This is a genomic window from Candidatus Cardinium hertigii (genome assembly GCF_003176915.1).
Classification (GTDB): Bacteria; Bacteroidota; Bacteroidia; order Cytophagales; family Amoebophilaceae; genus Cardinium; species Cardinium hertigii_A.
Map to the genome: position 1 here is coordinate 320,297 of NZ_CP029619.1, position 18,211 is coordinate 338,507.

Genomic DNA, 18,211 nt, shown 5'->3' on the forward strand with positions numbered 1-18,211 from the left:
ATACAAGGTTCTTTTCCCGCGCCAAAATCTACCTGTAAAGGCTAATGCTACTACGCATTACTCTAGGCATAGGTTATTACACAATAATAATAGTTGCTATTAGGTATAGTAATTATTTTTCTGTAAATAAAAGCAAGTAATCATTATAAACTTAGTAAGATAAATTTATTACAACGCAATAATAAAAGAGAGATGGTAACGCATATTGATTTTATAATTATAGGGTTATCCTTAATGGGGACACTGGTTATTGGGATTTACTACGGTAGAGGTATCAAGACTTTCCAAGAGTATGCTGTAGGGAACAGAAAAATGTCTAGCAGCGTAATTGCTATTTCACTGATAGCTACCATATATGGCGGTGGAACCCTAGGGGTTGGCCTGGATCAGAACTATCGACAAGGCTTTGAAATACTTATTGCGCAATCTATTCTAATAGTTCCTATGCTCTATCTTTTTTCCAGGGTTACTATTCCAAGAATGAAAGAATTCGAGAAACATTTTTCTATAGCAGAATCTATGGGAAGCTTATATGGATCAGCTGCTCGTATCATTACCGCTCTACTTAGTATCCTGTTAGCTATCGCCTATCTAACCACCCAGATTAAGGTTGGTTTTGAAATAATGTCCATTCTATTTCCTAAAATAATATCCTTTCAAACTTATTCAATCATACTTTTAACCTTATTGGTTATCGCCTATGCTGCATTTGGAGGGGCGAGAGCGGTAGCCATAACAGATGTCTACCAATTCCTCCTTTTCGGACTCTGCTTCCCTATGCTCATTTTCGTGCTACTATTTTCTACGGAAGATTTAGCAACAGGCTGGCAAAAACTTACTGCTGTACCGCAGTTTAATTTAAACAAGATGTGCACAGGGCATACCTTAACAAGCTTACTTCCTGGCTTTATATTTAGGCTTTTAGTTTTGTTTATACCTGCCTACATTCAACGCTTTTACATGGCTTCTTCTATAGGGCAAGCTGCAAAGGTTTTTAACAAAATTACCATAGCTCCCTGTGTGATAGCTTTGCTTATTTTCAGTGTTGCAGCAGCTTTGCATATACATGGAGATAACATTTCATCCAATCAGAATGTCCTCCACTATGTCCTTTCCCTTGCCTATTTCCCTGGTATGTTAGGTATATTGGTAACGGCTATGATAGCGTTGTTGATGTCTACCGCTGATTCTCACTTACATATTGCCTCTGTTTTATTTACAAATGACCTATGGCCTTTTATAGCTAAGTTTACCAAATTACACAACCGCTCACTCCGCATGGTACGTATCGCCTCTATTGGCATAGGGATAATCAGTCTTTTGATAGTATTCCATACAACCAGTATTTTGCAATTAATGAACAAAACGTACTATTTTTATTGGCCAGCTGTTTCAGTTCCCTTTATAATAGCTTGTTTGGGATTTAGGCCTAGATCCCTTGTTGTGCTCATAACCATGGGTTGGAACATAATCGTAGCAACGTATTTTATTTTTTATCAAAAGCAAACTATAACCCATAATCGCGTTATCCTTTCAATGATTGTAAGCGCAGGTAGCTTGTTTGCCTTACACTATCTGCTTCCTAAACGCCCCCATACCGGCTGGGTAGGTATCCCAGATAGCAGTGCCTGGGATTTACAAAACCAAATCACCAAGCGCTGGTGGTTGGCTCGCGTTCAACAGTTTAAAATGCTTCTTACAAGGTCTTATCGTGTAAGCATCTTCCCTATCCAAGAACGTACCTTTGTAGCAGTCGGCTGCTATACCATCCTTCATGCCATTATCGCATTGTGCTTTATCCAAAGGCAGTATTTCCTTCCCTATGTATACCTCTATATGGCTGTGATGGCCTTGGGAACCATCCTAGCGCTCTACCCAGCCCTGCATGCTTATCAAAAAGGCGGAACACCGCTATTGCATAATTTATGGCCTATGCTATTGTTTCTTCTGCTTTTTATTGCGCCCCTTCAATTTGCTAAACTAGGACACTATAGCCCTATGGTTTGTGCATTATGGGTTAGTAACCTGGGCTTAGGCATCGTTTTACTTTCGCTAGAAACAAGTAGTATCCTGTTAGCTGTAGCGTTAGGGATACATCAAGCTATACCGCCTTATACGACCTATTTAGCTTTAGCTAGCTGGGGTCTTTCTATAGAACTTGTGCTAGCTGTAATGCTAGTAACCGCTGCCATAATAGGCCTTGGTATCTATAAATACCTACGAGACAAAGCAACCGCTAAACTTAACATTATCGAACTTACTAGAACCTATGAACAGCGCATTTCCTTAGAAGCCATCTATAGCCAAGCGCATTGGGCTAAATTGGATGCTACTGCTGGAGGCACCCTTTTACGAGAAATGGGCCATGCACTACAAGAAACTACTGATTTTCTTTTTAATAAGGATCGATCTGTTGTACAAAACGAAATAGCATCCTTTAATAAAAAGCTACAAAAATTCAGCGATTGTCTGGCATGGAGAGCCCAAGAAGAACGGAGCTTAAAACTTAATAAAAAATCTATTCAGTCCATCCTACTTGAACCAACTATTTTAAAAGTAAATCAGCAAATATTGGACTTAGGAGAACCACTAGCGCTCTTATTGCGGAAACAAACAGACGTAGCTGAAATAGCAGTCGATCCCGCCTTGCTGGAGTGTTTGCTGCTGCTCAACCTATGGGCAATCAGCAAGAGCCAACAAGCTACCGATCATATCGTAACCTTAACCCTTGCTGCTACTACCTTACAATACGGCCTAGCAACAGAAACTGCGGCTGATCTCCCTTCCTTAACCTTACCTGCACTGGCTTTCTGTTTTAGTACGGATACAAGCCTACCAACCCTACAACCTAGTTATAGTATCCCAGCAATGAACGCAAAGGTTACCCTACCTGCTAGTGAAGCACAATTTTATCAGCTAGAAAGCAAACAAATCGTAGAGGCCCATGGGGGCTATGTGGAAATAATAGAAAGTCCAACGCAGGTAAATTGCCTTTACGTATTCCCACTGGATGGCCGTAAGGTTATGCGCTTTAAAACGTATGATCCTGCTGATATTGTGGCTAATAAAATAGCTGAAACAGCGGAAAGCTTGGCGCAGGAGCAGGAATTGATAGGGTTACTTACGGCACAAACTACGCTTAAGGAGGAGCTTATACAGCAAACCATTGCCTTTATTAAAAAGGCCCATGGTTTAGTACGGCGTAAATCAGGGTCCCCCTATTATACCCATCCCATGGCGGTGGCTAAACTGCTGTTAGAGGCTACCCAAGATCCAGACACCATCCTAGTGGGTTTGTTGCACGATATCGTAGAGGATACGCCTGTTACGCTTCCTCAGATAGAATTGATGTATGGCAGTGAAGTAGCTGCTGTGGTCGATCAGGTTACCCACTACAATACCAATGGGTATCCTTGGGAATTAGATAAGTTAGAAAATAAAAATATACTTCATCAATGTAGAGATATACGTGTGGTACAAGTAAAGCTGGCAGATCGATTGCATAATATGCGTACCTTATCTGCCCGTAAGCCATCCGACCAACAGCGTATAGCTAAAGAAACCTTAGCTTTTTATATACCGTGGGGAAAGAGCCATAAGGCACCTCAGCAATGGATGACAGAAATGCAGCGTATTTGTGAAGGGATTATTGCTAAGTAGTCGTCCCTGAAGTATTTATTACACAATAGGTTTATTTTCTGTCTATCTTTTTCTCACATTCAAATGGTAAGTTAAACGCTATGTCAACTGACCATTATATAGGTATAATCGTTCTGAGAGAGAAATCCTTCATATACAAAAATGATTCTTTTTGATTGATTATGTGTATGTTAGGAATGTTTTTCTCGTGACAAGTCATTGATTATGTCCAATAGCACACAGAATAACATTGCGTTTATTTCCTAAGATTCCTTGCAAGTAGCTAACCGATCATTTACCATCGGATTTCATAGGACCAATAGAACGAATATTTTTCTCCATCTTGGCCAAGTCCCTGGCGCCAGCGCGTTAAGGTTTTTATTTATACGAAAAATACAAAACATGATTATTATAATAGTATGAACATAATGATTTTTATATTGATTAACAAATAAATATATAATATCTCGGCATCTACTCAATAGTTCCTCCGCTACCAACTTATTATAATAAAGGGTAAAAATTATAGCTGCTTCCTAAAGGCAATAAATAGCACAAAACAGCTAACGGAATTCAAACCAACACAAATAATAAGCATACTTTCTTTTATTTTACCATACATATGTATATATTAATTGTTGATACTAAACGCATGTTAGGTAAATAAAAGGGCATTATTTGTATAACAACTAAGAGAATCATTATGGCCATAGGACAACCTATACATTATATAGATAGCCTTCTTATAGGAATATTTTTACTCTTAACGCTTGCTATTGGGCTCTATTACGGAAAAGATATCAAAACTTTTCAAGAGTATGCGGTTGGAAATAGAAAGATGTCTAGCATGACGCTTACTACCTCTCTTATAGCAACTATTTACAGTGCAAAGTCTTTTTATATTGGCTTTAATCAGCATTACCAACATGGTATTTATGCACTTAAGTATGTAAGTGGACCATTGAGTGTCTACCTAGCCTCTAAATTTTTAATTGTAAGAATGAAAGAATTTATAGGTAACCGTTCCATGGCAGAGTCTATGGGAACTATATATGGTCCAGCCGTACGCATCTTAACAGCCTTGTTAGGTATTGTATTATGTGCGATTATACTAGCTGCTCAGATAAAGTGTGGTCTTCTTATAACCACTAAACTATTTCCATATTATAATACAGAATATCACACTATAATTGTTTTTCTGTTGATTATATGTTATGCTACTTTTGGAGGGATCAGAGCAGTAGCATTAACAGATGTTTACCAATTTTTCTTTTTTAGTCTGTATTTTCCCCTATTAATTTGTACACTACTGTATTATAGTAATGATTTACTAATTGATTGGAAACGCATTACAGCCCTTCCTCAATTTAACCTAAATAAAGTATTTACATGGGATGATACCTTAAAAGATACATTAAGCTGGTTATTTTGGTGGTCTCTTGTTATTAGTTGCAATCCTGCTTATATACAACGCTTTTATATGGCATCTACTGTACAACAAGCTGTTAAGGTTTTTAGGAATAGCAGTTTGATTCGGCTGCTATTCTTTACGCCATTATTTTTACTTACTGCAATATTCTTTCATTTGAAAAAAAATGGCACCTACCCTTACCAAAATATACTCAGTTATATCATCCATCTAAGCTATTGGCCAGGTATGCAAGGTATTCTTGCAACAACTTGCTTTGCCTTATTGATGTCTACTGCTGATTCTATTTTACATATTGCCTCTGTTTTATTTACCAATGATATATGGTCTGTCCTAACAAAGGCAAACAAGCACAAAGCTGCTCAGCATCAACTTACCGTTGCGCGTATAACTTCTGTTGTAATCGGTTTCATTAGCCTTACTATTGCATTTTCTCTTACTAGTATTATAACCTTTTTAGAGAAAACAGGTATGACTTTCTTTTATCACCTGTCTGTTTCCATTCCTTTTATCATAACCTGTTTAGGTTTTAGACCCCGTTCTATTGTAATTTTTATAGCTATGTGCTTTAATACAATGATGGGCATATACATTTATTACTATAATCTTAAGGATCACCTTACTATTATTCTTATTGCCAGTATACTTAGCCTATTCATTCCGCACTATTTATTCCCTAAATTACCCAACACCGGTTGGGTGGGTGTTAAAGATAACACTGCCTGGAAACTACAAAATCAACTAATCAAACGATGGTGGCAAACAAAATGGCAGCGGATTAAAATGCCTTTTACATCAAGCTATCAAGCCATTATTTTTCCTAAAAGGACAAGTACATTTATGTTATTAGGCGCTTACCTAATTATTAGTTCGGTCTTAGCACTCTATCTTATCCATAAAGCCTATTTTTTACCCTACGTGTACCTCTATATGACTGTTATGGCTATAGGTACCATTATAGCAATTTACCCAGCATTTCATTCCTATAAAAAGGAAGGTTCTCCTTTACTATATAAATTATGGCCCACATTACTTTTTCTATTACTTTTTATTATTCCTTTTCAATTTGTTAAACTAAGCCACTACACCCCTACAGTTTGTGCTGTTTTAATTTTTAACGTTGGTTTAACTTCAGTACTATTGTCTTTAGAAAACAGCATCACAATGCTATTTCTAACCATAGGTATCCATCAATTTATTCCTCCTTATCTAGATTTTAGCAATTTGCTTTTGACAAATAGTTCGAATGTTACTTCCATAGAACTTATTGTAACGACGGCAATTATAACAATTACACTGGTAGGCTTTGGTATTTATAAACAGCTACGAGATAAATCCGTTTCTAAAGGGAAGATTATGGAAATTACCCGAGCCTATGAGCAGCGCATTGCGCTAGAGGCCATCTATAGCCAAGCGCATTGGGCTAAATTGGATGCCACTGCTGGAGGTAACCTCTTACGAGAAATGGGCCATGCACTACAAGAAACCAGTGAGGCCCTCTATAAACAGGATCCAACTGGTTTACGAAATGAAATAGCATTCTTTAATAAAAAATTACAAAAATTCAGTGATTGCCTACTATGGAGAGCCCAAGAAGAACGCAGCCTAAAACTCAATAAAAAATCTATACAGCTTATCCCGCTTGAATCAACTATCTTAAAAGTAAATCAGCAAATATTGGATTTAGGGGAGCCACTAGCGCTCTTATTACGTAAACAAACACCCATAGCTGAAATAGTAGTCGATCCCACGTTATTAGCATGTTTGCTGCTGCTTAACCTATGGGAAATTAGCAAGAGCCAACAAGCTACCGATCATATCGTAACCTTAACCCTTGCAGCTACTACCTTACAATACGGCCTAGCAACAGAGACTGCGGCTGATCTCCCTTCCTTAACCTTACCTGCACTGGCTTTCTGTTTTAGTACGGATACAAGCCTACCAAATTTAAAACCTAGCTATAGTATCGTAGGAATGAATGCAAATGTTACCCTACCTGCTAGTGAAGCGCAGTTTTATCAATTAGAAAGCAAACAAATCGTAGAGGCTCATGGAGGCTATGTAGAAATAATAGAAAGCCCAACAAAGGTAAGCTGCCTTTACGTATTCCCGCTGGATGGCCGTAAGGTTATGCGCTTTAAAACGTATGATCCTGTTGATCTGTTAGCTAATACCCTAGCTGAAACGGAGGAAAGCTTGGCGCAAGAGCAGGAGCTAATAGGTTTACTTACTACACAAACTACGCTTAGCGCAGAACGTATACAGCAAACCATTGCCTTTATTAAAAACGCTCATGGTTTAGTACGGCGTAAATCAGGTGCCCCCTACTATACCCATCCGATGGCAGTGGCCAAACTGCTGTTGAAGACTACCCAGGATCCCGACACCATCCTAGCTGGTTTGTTGCATGATATCGTAGAGGATACGCCTGTTACACTTCATCAATTAGAACTGATGTATGGCAGTGAAGTAGCTGCTGTGGTCGATCAGGTTACCCACTTCAATACCAATGGGTATCCTTGGGAATTAGATAAATTAGAAAATAAAAATATACTCCATCAATGTAGGGATATACGTGTGGTACAAGTAAAGCTAGCAGATAGATTGCATAATATGAGCACCTTATCTGCCCGTAAACCAGCCGATCAACAGCGTATAGCTAAAGAAACCTTAGCTTTTTATATACCATGGGGAACAAAGCACCACGTACCTCAGCGATGGCTAGCAGAAATGCAGCGCATTTGTGAAGAGGTCCTAAAATAAAGCGTCTATTTTTACAAGATCATCTATACAGATACCATTGATCATTTGAAAAGATTGTGTAAAATTTTTAATTACGTGTTGATTTTCATTTGTAAAATTGCTATTGCGTAAATTAAACCTTTTAGCTTAGGTGGTTTAGGTAGCCAGGTTGTATATTATATTATTACACGCTTTTAGGAAAAAATTAAACATTATGATGCTGAAGCTGCTGTACAAAAACGGCTCCTAATTTGGAAGGATGATGCTGACCAAGTTGAATACTTATTGCTAGCTTTTAAGATTATTACTACATTATAGCTAATACATATGGTTAAAAACCAAGCAATATAAAAACAGCTATGATTCAAATAGATCTCCTAATTATAGGTTTGTTCTTACTCATCACGCTTATCATTGGCCTATATTATGGCAGAGGCATTAAAACTTTCCAAGATTATGCAGTTGGGAATAAAAAGATGTCTACCATGGTTATCACACTATCTTTGATAGCTACTACGTATGGAGGGAGCATTCTAAGTTCAAGACCAGAAGGCTATTACCGTTCAGGCCTCCACGCATTAATCATGGATTTAGCCAGCCCCATTAACTTCTATATAGCTTCTAGATTTATCCTATTAAGGATGAAAGAATTTGTAAACCATTTTTCTATAGCAGAGTCTATGGGTAGTATGTATGGAGCTGTTGTACGGGTTGTTACTGCTATATTTGGTATAATGATAACAGTATCTTTATTAACGGTTCAGGTTAAAGTTGGACAAATTGTTATTACATCCTTACTACCCTCTACCATAGCATCAGATCATGCCACTATGGCATTGACAATGTTATCTTTATTGTTTATTGGTTATACTACCTTAGGAGGGAGCAGGTCAGTAGCAATAACAGATGTATATCAGTTTTTATTATTTGGTCTTTGCTTCCCTATGCTCATTCCACTATTTCTATATCATGCAGAAGATCTTGGATCAGGCTATCAAAAATTGATGCGACTTCCTACATTCAATCCTAATAGCGTCTTCCAATGGAATGATATGCTAAAAGGCACATTAACTTATGTTTTTTGCCGTACTATTTTCCCCTTTGACCCTGCACGTATACAACGTTTCTATATGGCTGCTTCAGTATATCAAGCAGCAAGCGTCTTTAACAAGGCTGCTATCATTCGCATACTACTTACCTTGTCTTTCTTAAGTCTTGCAATAGCTTTACATATAGGCCATCCTATTATTAACCCAGATTGCAACGTAATGAACTATATTATAGGACTTACCTATTTCCCTGGTATTCGTGGCCTATTAATAACAATCATTATAGCACTGCTAATGTCTACTGCTGACTCTAATTTACATGCTGCTACAGTGCTCTTTTCCAATGACATATATGCTGTAATAAGGAAATCTAAGCCCTCCCTTGTAATCATACGTATAACCGCTGCTAGCATAGGCATGCTAAGTATCGTAGTAGCATTACATACTACACCTCAAGTAACATCATTTTTATATAAGATGGCTGGTATATATACTTCTGTTGTAGCAGTCCCATTTATAATAGCTTGCATAGGTTTTAGACCACGTCCTATTGTCCTACTATTAAATATGGCCCTGCATACCATTATAGCAAGCTATCGTATTTATGTAGGGTACACTGGGTCTCAACAACTCATTTTTCAATCCATTATGCATAGTGCATTTACTTTAATAGCCATCCATTATGTATTTCCCAAACGGCCCTATACGGGCTGGACGGGTATTCCAGACGATAGCCACTGGAAGCTTCACAATCAAATGGTCAAACGTTGGCTATTAGCACAGTGGCAAAAATGGAAATATTACTTTCATAAAGATTATTGGGAAAGTATTTTCCCTCGGAAAGAAAATACCTTTATATGGCTTGGGGTCTATTCCATTGTTAATACATTAATTGTATTGTGCGCCATAGAGCAGCGTTATTTGTGGCCCTATATTTATGGTTATATGGCTATTATGACACTAGGAACAATAATAGCACTTTATCCAGCACTACATGCCTATCAAAAAGGCGGAACACCGCTGCTGCATAATTTATGGCCTATGCTATTGTTTCTTCTGCTTTTTATAGCACCCCTCCAATTTGCCAAATTAGGGCAGTATAGCCCTATGGTTTGTGCGCTTCTTATAGCTAGCATAAGCCTATCTATTGTATTAGTATCCGTGGAATGCAGTAGTATGCTATTATTTTGTGCCTTACTAATCCATAAATTTTTACCTCCTTATGGAATTTTTATTGATTTACTTTGGGAAAGTCTTAAGCATGCTTCTGTGCTAGAACTTGTATTAGCGACAGCAGTTATAGCAAGCACGCTAGTAGGATTTGTCCAGTATAAATACCTACGATATAAATCCGTTTCTAAAGGTAAGGTCATGGACATTACCCGTGCCTATGAACAGCGCATTTCCTTAGAAGCCATCTATAGCCAAGCGCATTGGGCTAGATTGGATGCCACTGCTGGAGGCACCCTCTTACGAGAAATGGGCCATGCACTACAAGAAACTTTGTTGCCTATTGCAAGGAATGATCCGCATAAAGTAGAAAATGAGATAATACGCTTTAACAAGAAACTACAAAAATTCAGCGATTGTCTGGCATGGAGAGCCCAAGAAGAACGGAGCCTAAAACTTAATAAAAAAGCTATTCAACCCATCCCACTTGAATTAACTATCTTAAAAGTAAATCAGCAAATATTGGATTTAGGGGAACCGTTAGCGCTCTTATTGCGGAAACAAACAGACGTAGCTGAAATAGCAGTAGATCCCGCATTATTGGAGTGCTTGCTCCTCCTCAACCTATGGGCAATCAGCAAGAGCCAACAAGCTACCGATCATATCGTAACCTTAACCCTTGCAGCTACTACCTTACAATACGGCCTAGCAACAGAGACTGCGGCTGATCTCCCTTCCTTAACCTTACCTGCACTGGCTTTCTGTTTTAGTACGGATACAAGCCTACCAAATTTAAAACCTAGCTATAGTATCGTAGGAATGAATGCAAATGTTACCCTACCTGCTAGTGAAGCGCAGTTTTATCAATTAGAAAGCAAACAAATCGTAGAGGCTCATGGAGGCTATGTAGAAATAATAGAAAGCCCAACAAAGGTAAGCTGCCTTTACGTATTCCCGCTGGATGGCCGTAAGGTTATGCGCTTTAAAACGTATGATCCTGTTGATCTGTTAGCTAATACCCTAGCTGAAACGGAGGAAAGCTTGGCGCAAGAGCAGGAGCTAATAGGTTTACTTACTACACAAACTACGCTTAGCGCAGAACGTATACAGCAAACCATTGCCTTTATTAAAAACGCTCATGGTTTAGTACGGCGTAAATCAGGTGCCCCCTACTATACCCATCCGATGGCAGTGGCCAAACTGCTGTTGAAGACTACCCAGGATCCCGACACCATCCTAGCGGGTTTGTTGCATGATATCGTAGAGGATACGCCTGTTACACTTCATCAATTAGAACTGATGTATGGCAGTGAAGTAGCTGCTGTGGTCGATCAGGTTACCCACTACAATACCAATGGGTATCCTTGGGAATGGGATAAATTAGAAAATAAAAATATATTAAATCAATGTAGGGATATACGTGTGGTACAAGTAAAGCTAGCAGATAGATTGCATAACATGCGTACCTTATCTGCCCGTAAGCCATCCGACCAACAACGTATAGCTAAAGAAACCTTAGCTTTCTATATACCATGGGGAACAAGGCACCACGTACCTCAGCAATGGCTAGCAGAAATACAGCGCATTTGTGAAGGGATTATTGCTAAGCAGCTTACATAGTAACATAGCGTCTTTACACAGGCTTCCTTTCCTGCGCCAAAGCCTACCGGGCTAATAGCTATTACGCGTTGCTGTAGGCATAGATTTTTACACAATAATAATAGTTACTATTAGGTATAATAATTATTTTTCTGTAAATAAAAACAAGTAGTCATGATAAACTTAGTAAGATAAATTTGTTACAACGTAATAAAATACAAGAGAGATGGTAAGGCATATGGATGTAATGATTGTAGGCTTATCCTTAATAGGAACGTTGGTTATTGGGATTTACTACGGTAGAGGTATCAAGACTTTTCAAGAGTATGCCGTAGGGAACAGAAAAATGTCTACCAGCGTAATTGCTATTTCTTTTTTAGCTACTGTGTATGGCGGTAAAACCTTACAAGCTAGCCTGGATCAGAGCTATCGAGAAGGTTTTGAAAGACTTATTACCCAATTCATCATAATAATTGTCAGCCTCTATCTTTTTTCCAAATTTATCATTCCAAGAATGCAAGCGTTCACGAAACATCTTTCTATAGCAGAATCTATGGGAAGCTTATATGGATCAGCTGCTCGCATTACTACTGCCCTACTTAGTATCCTTTTGGCTATTGCCTATTTAACCACTCAGATTAAGGTTGGTTTTGAAATTATGTCTATTCTATTTCCTAAACTAGTCCCCTTTCAAACTTATTCAACTATATTTTTAACCTTATTGGTTATTGCTTATGCTACATTTGGAGGGGCAAAAGTGGTAGCCATAACCGATGTCTATCAATTTCTTCTTTTCGGGCTCTGCTTCCCTATACTCATTTTCGTTCTGCTATTTTCTACGAAAGATTTAGCAACGGGCTGGCAAAAACTTACCGCTCTACCGCAGTATAATCTATACAAAATGTGTACAGGGCATACCTTAACAACTTTATTAACTTATTTTATATTTAGGCATTTACTTATGCTTGTACCTCCCTACATTCAACGGTTTTATATAGCTGTACTATCGACTATTTTTCTCATATCCATTTCTTTCCATACAAAAAAAATGTTTAGGAATTTTGAGGGATTTTCCCCCATGGTATATAGAAAGCTAAGGTTTCTTTAGCTATACGTTGCTGATCGGCTGGGTTACGGGCATGCAATGCTTGTCTTGGCACTTTTGGAAAGTCTACGAAAAGGTTATTATTCAAGTAAGGCCTAGACAACCAGAACCAATGTTAGGGGTATATGTACACAGGAAAGGACACTTTCCAAGACAGCCCCTTTGTCATCAAACTGTGACTGTTACTGTGACTGCCCCTCGCTCAGACAAGGTTGCATGGCTGCTTGGAAATAAGCAATAGGAAAAAAATTTTGGTAGAATGTTTTTATTTCACTATACTATTTTAATTAGGCTATGTAAATACATAACATAATTCAATAAAATTTCAAGATAAAAATTGAAGTTTCCAGTTCAAATTCAAACAAATTAAATGACTATTAAAAACGATTACAGGTCTTATGCTTGTTGCTATATCCTTAGGGGGATGTAGTAGGTCTCATGTGGGGGTAAAAAAGGATGTAAAAGATCAAGTGGAGAGCCAATATGCAAACCAACTAGATGGGCAAGGCGCTGATCAATCGGATGTAGAAGACCAAGTGGAGGGCCAATGTGCAAACCAACTAGATAGTCAAGGCGCTGGTCAATCGGGTATAGAAGACCAATCCGTAAAAAAAGAAGAGGAAACGCAATTCATTGGAGCTGCAATGTATCATGCGGTTAACTTAGGAGGTGCATTTGCATCGTGGGGGATGTGTTTGGGGGCGAATGTGGTAATAGATAATTTTTTAAAAAATCGCCACCACCAAATAGACGATATAGCAGCACCGATATTTTGGGGACTTATGGGGGGATTTATAGTGGGAAATCTGGCGGGAATTGCATTGGGAGTTATGAAAGAGATATACAAAAAGAGAAATAATATAGAAGCGGTAGAATATTTAAATAACACGTTAGAGCTATTAAGCGATTATTAAGGAGTATACTAAGGCTTATTCCCCTGTTGTACTATCTGTAATACAACAGGGTAGTTTCCTAAAATTCATCCTAGCATTCATTTTTACCTATTTATCGAATTTTTCATTTCTCGATAAAATAGTATAAAAAAGTAGTATACGTTCTATGTATTCGCGTATGAGGTTTGATTACGATTGTTCCGGATATCTTTTTGTTTTCAATTATAATTGCTCCTGCTATCTTTCGGATTTTGAATGTAATTGTTGCTGGCCATTTCATGCTCATGGCATGTGTTATATTGAATTAATGCCAGAAATAAACAAAATAATTATAAAATAATATTACACTTCCTTTAAAGAAAAATCAATCCATCTTTTATCCAACATCTTCGATCGAATATAGCCAATCTAATAATTAAATTTTCCCTTCCATAAATGGAGGCCAAAAGGCACAAAAACAATGTCAATGTAACTTTGAGCGACCCTATGCCCCTATATGAGACCGTACTTCTATTACTTCTGACAAAATATACTTACACAAAAAATTCCCTTTTCGCAGAAAAGACCTAATTCAACCTATCGGTAGCTTGCAATCGATAGGAACCTCCTCTTTCCTCCTACACTTCCCGGATAGCAGCCTCTGATTTGGTTTATTTTTTAGCATTATACAAGCAGAACAATCGGTTAAAGCAATTAATCCACTGATCAGACCTGTCACCTGCATATAGGCAAACAGGTTATTTCTAAAACGGCTTGTATTTTATTTTTTATTTATGTACTATAATCATATTATCAACGCTAACCATCGTCCTACTAGGCAAATAGGTCATTTAATGCTTTACAAAACATTATGATACAAATAGATCTCCTAATTATAGGTTTATTTTTACTCGTCACGCTTATCATCGGCCTATATTATGGCAGAGGCATTAAAACTTTCCAAGATTATGCCGTTGGAAATAGAAAGGTGTCTACTATGGTGATCACCCTCTCTATGATAGCAACCATTTATGATGGTGGGATTTTGCATTCTCGGCTAGAGGCCTATTATCGACAAGGCGTCTATGCGTTACTATTAGATTTAAGCAGCGCACTCAACCTTTATTTAGCTTCCAGATTTATAATCTCAAGAATGAAAGAATTTATAGGGCATGCATCCATAGCGGAATCTATGGGAAGTTTGTATGGCCCAATTGTGCGCATGGTTTCAGGGCTTCTGGGCATTATGATGGCTATTGCTATTCTGGCCGCTCAAGTTAAGATTGCTTTAAATATTACTCAAAAATTACTGCCTGGTATACATACTTGGCCAATCCATTCAACTATAGTTTGGGTATCATTGGTTATCCTATATGCTTCTTTTGGGGGCGCCAGATCAGTAGCAATAACAGATGTATACCAGTTCCTTCTTTTCGGATTGTGCTTCCCACTTCTCATTTTTATATGCCTATTCTATACAAATCCTGAAACCTTAGGATGGCAAAAACTCATAGATATACCATCTTTCAATATAAGGAAGGTATTTACATGGAATGATACATTGGCAAACGTATTGGCCTGTTTTATTTTGCGTTCCATGATTATATTTGATCCTGCTCGTATACAACGTTTTTACATGTCTTTTTCCATTACCCAAGCTATAAAAGTTTTCAACCAAACGGCTATAAGCCGCATCATAATACCGCTGCTTTTCCTCAGTGTTGCAATAGCCTTACATGTTGGTAACTATAACATTGAATCGGGTTATAATGTGCTTTATTATATTATTGATTTCGCCCACTTTCCAGGTGTTAAAGGCATATTCATAACTGTTATATTTGCCTTATTGATGTCCACTGCTGATTCTAATTTACATGCTGCTTCTGTTTTATTTGCCAATGATGTGGGGCCTTTTTTAAGCAAACGTACCAAGCATCTAGGCAAACAACCCAGCATTAAAGTAGTACGTGTTGCTTCTATTTTGATTGGCTTGATTAGCCTTGTGGTGGCATTGCATACTACCCATGTTATGCACTTATTGATTGATGCTGCGCATATTTATGGAACAACAGTTGCAATACCATTTATCATGGCCTGTCTGGGCTTTAGGCCGCGTTTAATGGTTGTCCTATGCAGCATATGTATCAATGCGGCTATAGCCATAACCTACATCTGTTATAATAGTGCTCAAGGAAGCATACTTACAAACTTGAATCCATTCGAAGCAATTGTCTTAGAAGGACAAAAAGCATTTGTCTTTCTTATGGTTAGTGCATGCATTTTATTGGCATTACATTATTTGCTTCCTAAGCTTCCAGGAACGGGATGGATAGGTATCCCAGATAGCAGTGCCTGGGATTTACAAAACCAAATCACCAAACGCTGGTGGTTGACACGGATGCAACGATTTAAAATGTTTTGTACAAGGTCCTATCGTATAAGCGTTTTCCCTACCCAAGAACGTACCTTTGTAGCGGTAGGTTGCTATACTATTATTAATGCCATTATCGCGTTGTGCTTTATTCAAAGGCAGTATTTCCTTCCCTATGTATACCTCTATATGGCTGTAATGGCTTTGGGAACGATCCTAGCGCTCTACCCAGCCCTGCATGCTTATCAAAAAGGCGGAACACCGCTATTGCATAATTTATGGCCTATGCTATTGTTTCTTCTGCTTTTTATTGCGCCCCTTCAATTTGCTAAACTAGGACACTATAGCCCTATGGTTTGTGCATTATGGGTTAGTAACCTGGGCTTAGGCATCGTTTTACTTTCGCTAGAAACAAGTAGTATCCTGTTAGCTGTAGCGTTAGGGATACATCAAGCTATACCGCCTTATACGACCTGTTTAGCTTTAGCTAGCTGGGGTCTTTCTATAGAACTTGTACTAGCTTCAATGCTTATAACGGCTGCCATAATAGGCCTTGGTATCTATAAATACCTACGAGACAAAGCAACCGCTAAACTTAACATTATCGAACTTACTAGAACCTATGAACAAAGGATTTCCTTAGAAGCCATCTATAGCCAAGCGCATTGGGCTAGATTGGATGCCACTGCTGGAGGTACCCTTTTACGAGAAATGGGCCATGCACTACAAGAAATCAGTGAAGTCCTCTATAAACAGAATCCAACTGGTTTACGGAACGAAATAGTATCCTTTAATAAAAAACTACAAAAATTCAGCGATTGTCTGGCATGGAGAGCCCAAGAAGAACGGAGCCTAAAACTTAATAAAAAATCTATTCAGCCCACCCCGCTTGAATCAACTATTCTAATAGTAAATCAACAAATATTGGACTTAGGGGAACCGTTAGCGTTGCTATTGCGTAAGCAAACAGACGTAGCTGAAATAGCAGTAGATCCCGCATTATTGGAGTGCTTGCTCCTCCTCAACCTATGGGCAATCAGCAAGAGCCAACAAGCTACCGATCATATCGTAACCTTAACCCTTGCTGCTACTACCTTACAATACGGCCTAGCAACAGAAACTGCGGCTGATCTCCCTTCCTTAACTTTACCTGCGCTGGCTTTCCGTTTTAGTACGGATACAAGCCTACCAAACCTAAAACCTAGCTATCGTATCACAGCAATGAACGCAAATAGTACCCTACCTGCTAGTGAAGCGCAATTTTATCAGCTAGAAAGCAAACAAATCGTAGAAGCCCACGGGGGCTATGTGGAAATAATAGAAAGTCCAACGCAGGTAAATTGCCTTTACGTATTCCCGCTGGATGGCCGTAAGGTTATGCGCTTTAAAACATATGATCCTGCTGATCTGGTAGCCAATAAAATAGCTGAAACAGCGGAAAGCTTGGCGCAGGAGCAGGAATTGATAGGGTTACTTACGGCACAAACTACGCTTAAGGAGGAGCTTATACAGCAAACCATTGCCTTTATTAAAAAGGCCCATGGTTTAGTACGGCGTAAATCAGGGTCCCCCTATTATACCCATCCCATGGCGGTGGCTAAACTGCTGTTGGAGGCTACCCAAGATCCAGACACCATCCTAGTGGGTTTGCTGCATGATATCGTAGAGGATACGCCTGTTACGCTATCTCAGCTGGAGCTGATGTATGGCAGTGAAGTAGCTGCTGTGGTCGATCAGGTTACCCACTACAATACCAATGGGTATCCTTGGAAATTAGATAAAGTAGCAAATAAAAATATACTTCATCAATGTAGGGATATACGTGTGGTACAAGTAAAGCTAGCAGATCGATTGCATAACATGCGTACCTTATTTGCTCGTAAGCCATCCGACCAACAGCGTATAGCGCAGGAAACCTTAACTTTTTATATCCCGTGGGGGAAAAACCATAAGGCGCCTCAGCAATGGCTAGCAGAAATGCAGCGCATTTGTGAAGGGATTATTGCTAGTTAGCTTATATAGTAAATGTGGTATTTCCTTTACACATAGGCACCATTTCTTCTGTATAAAAAGCCTACTTGTGCATTTTAATAATGCAAAGAACTGCTATAAGTACAGTTTTTTTCACAAAAAAAAACAAATATTATGTAGGTATAACAAATTTTTTCTGTAAATAAAAACAGGTAATACTTTATAGAACATAGTAAGGTAGATTTATTATAACGTAATAAAATA

At 38.4% G+C, this 18,211-nt stretch carries 6 protein-coding genes; all 6 read left to right on the forward strand.

The features are described 5' to 3' along the window. The first annotated feature begins 192 nt into the window (after positions 1-192). The 6 genes from DK880_RS01250 to DK880_RS01280 all read left to right on the forward strand — a co-directional run bounded on the left by DK880_RS01250 (position 193) and on the right by DK880_RS01280 (position 17,989). On the forward strand, positions 193-3,660 hold the full coding sequence (locus DK880_RS01250) for a sodium:solute symporter family protein (protein WP_109997032.1): 3,468 nt from the start codon (positions 193-195) through the stop codon (positions 3,658-3,660). 682 nt (positions 3,661-4,342) lie between these two features. Continuing rightward, the gene (locus tag DK880_RS01255) at positions 4,343-7,831 is read left to right on the forward strand and encodes a sodium:solute symporter family protein (RefSeq protein ID WP_109997033.1); all 3,489 of its coding nucleotides are present in this window, start codon (positions 4,343-4,345) and stop codon (positions 7,829-7,831) included. A gap of 338 nt (positions 7,832-8,169) precedes the next feature. Continuing rightward, a complete protein-coding gene (locus tag DK880_RS01260; RefSeq protein ID WP_109997034.1) occupies positions 8,170-11,649 on the forward strand; it encodes a sodium:solute symporter family protein in 3,480 nt (1,159 codons plus the stop codon). Between the two features lie 205 nt (positions 11,650-11,854). Continuing rightward, on the forward strand, positions 11,855-12,736 hold the full coding sequence (locus tag DK880_RS01265) for an SLC5/6 family protein (protein WP_162534088.1): 882 nt from the start codon (positions 11,855-11,857) through the stop codon (positions 12,734-12,736). A gap of 395 nt (positions 12,737-13,131) precedes the next feature. After that, positions 13,132-13,647 (forward strand): hypothetical protein, encoded by a 516-nt coding sequence (locus DK880_RS01275; protein WP_109997037.1) that lies wholly within the window; start codon positions 13,132-13,134, stop codon positions 13,645-13,647. 829 nt (positions 13,648-14,476) lie between these two features. Then, positions 14,477-17,989, forward strand: coding sequence for a sodium:solute symporter family protein (locus DK880_RS01280; protein ID WP_109997038.1), 3,513 nt, complete (start codon positions 14,477-14,479; stop codon positions 17,987-17,989). Positions 17,990-18,211 lie beyond the last annotated feature (222 nt).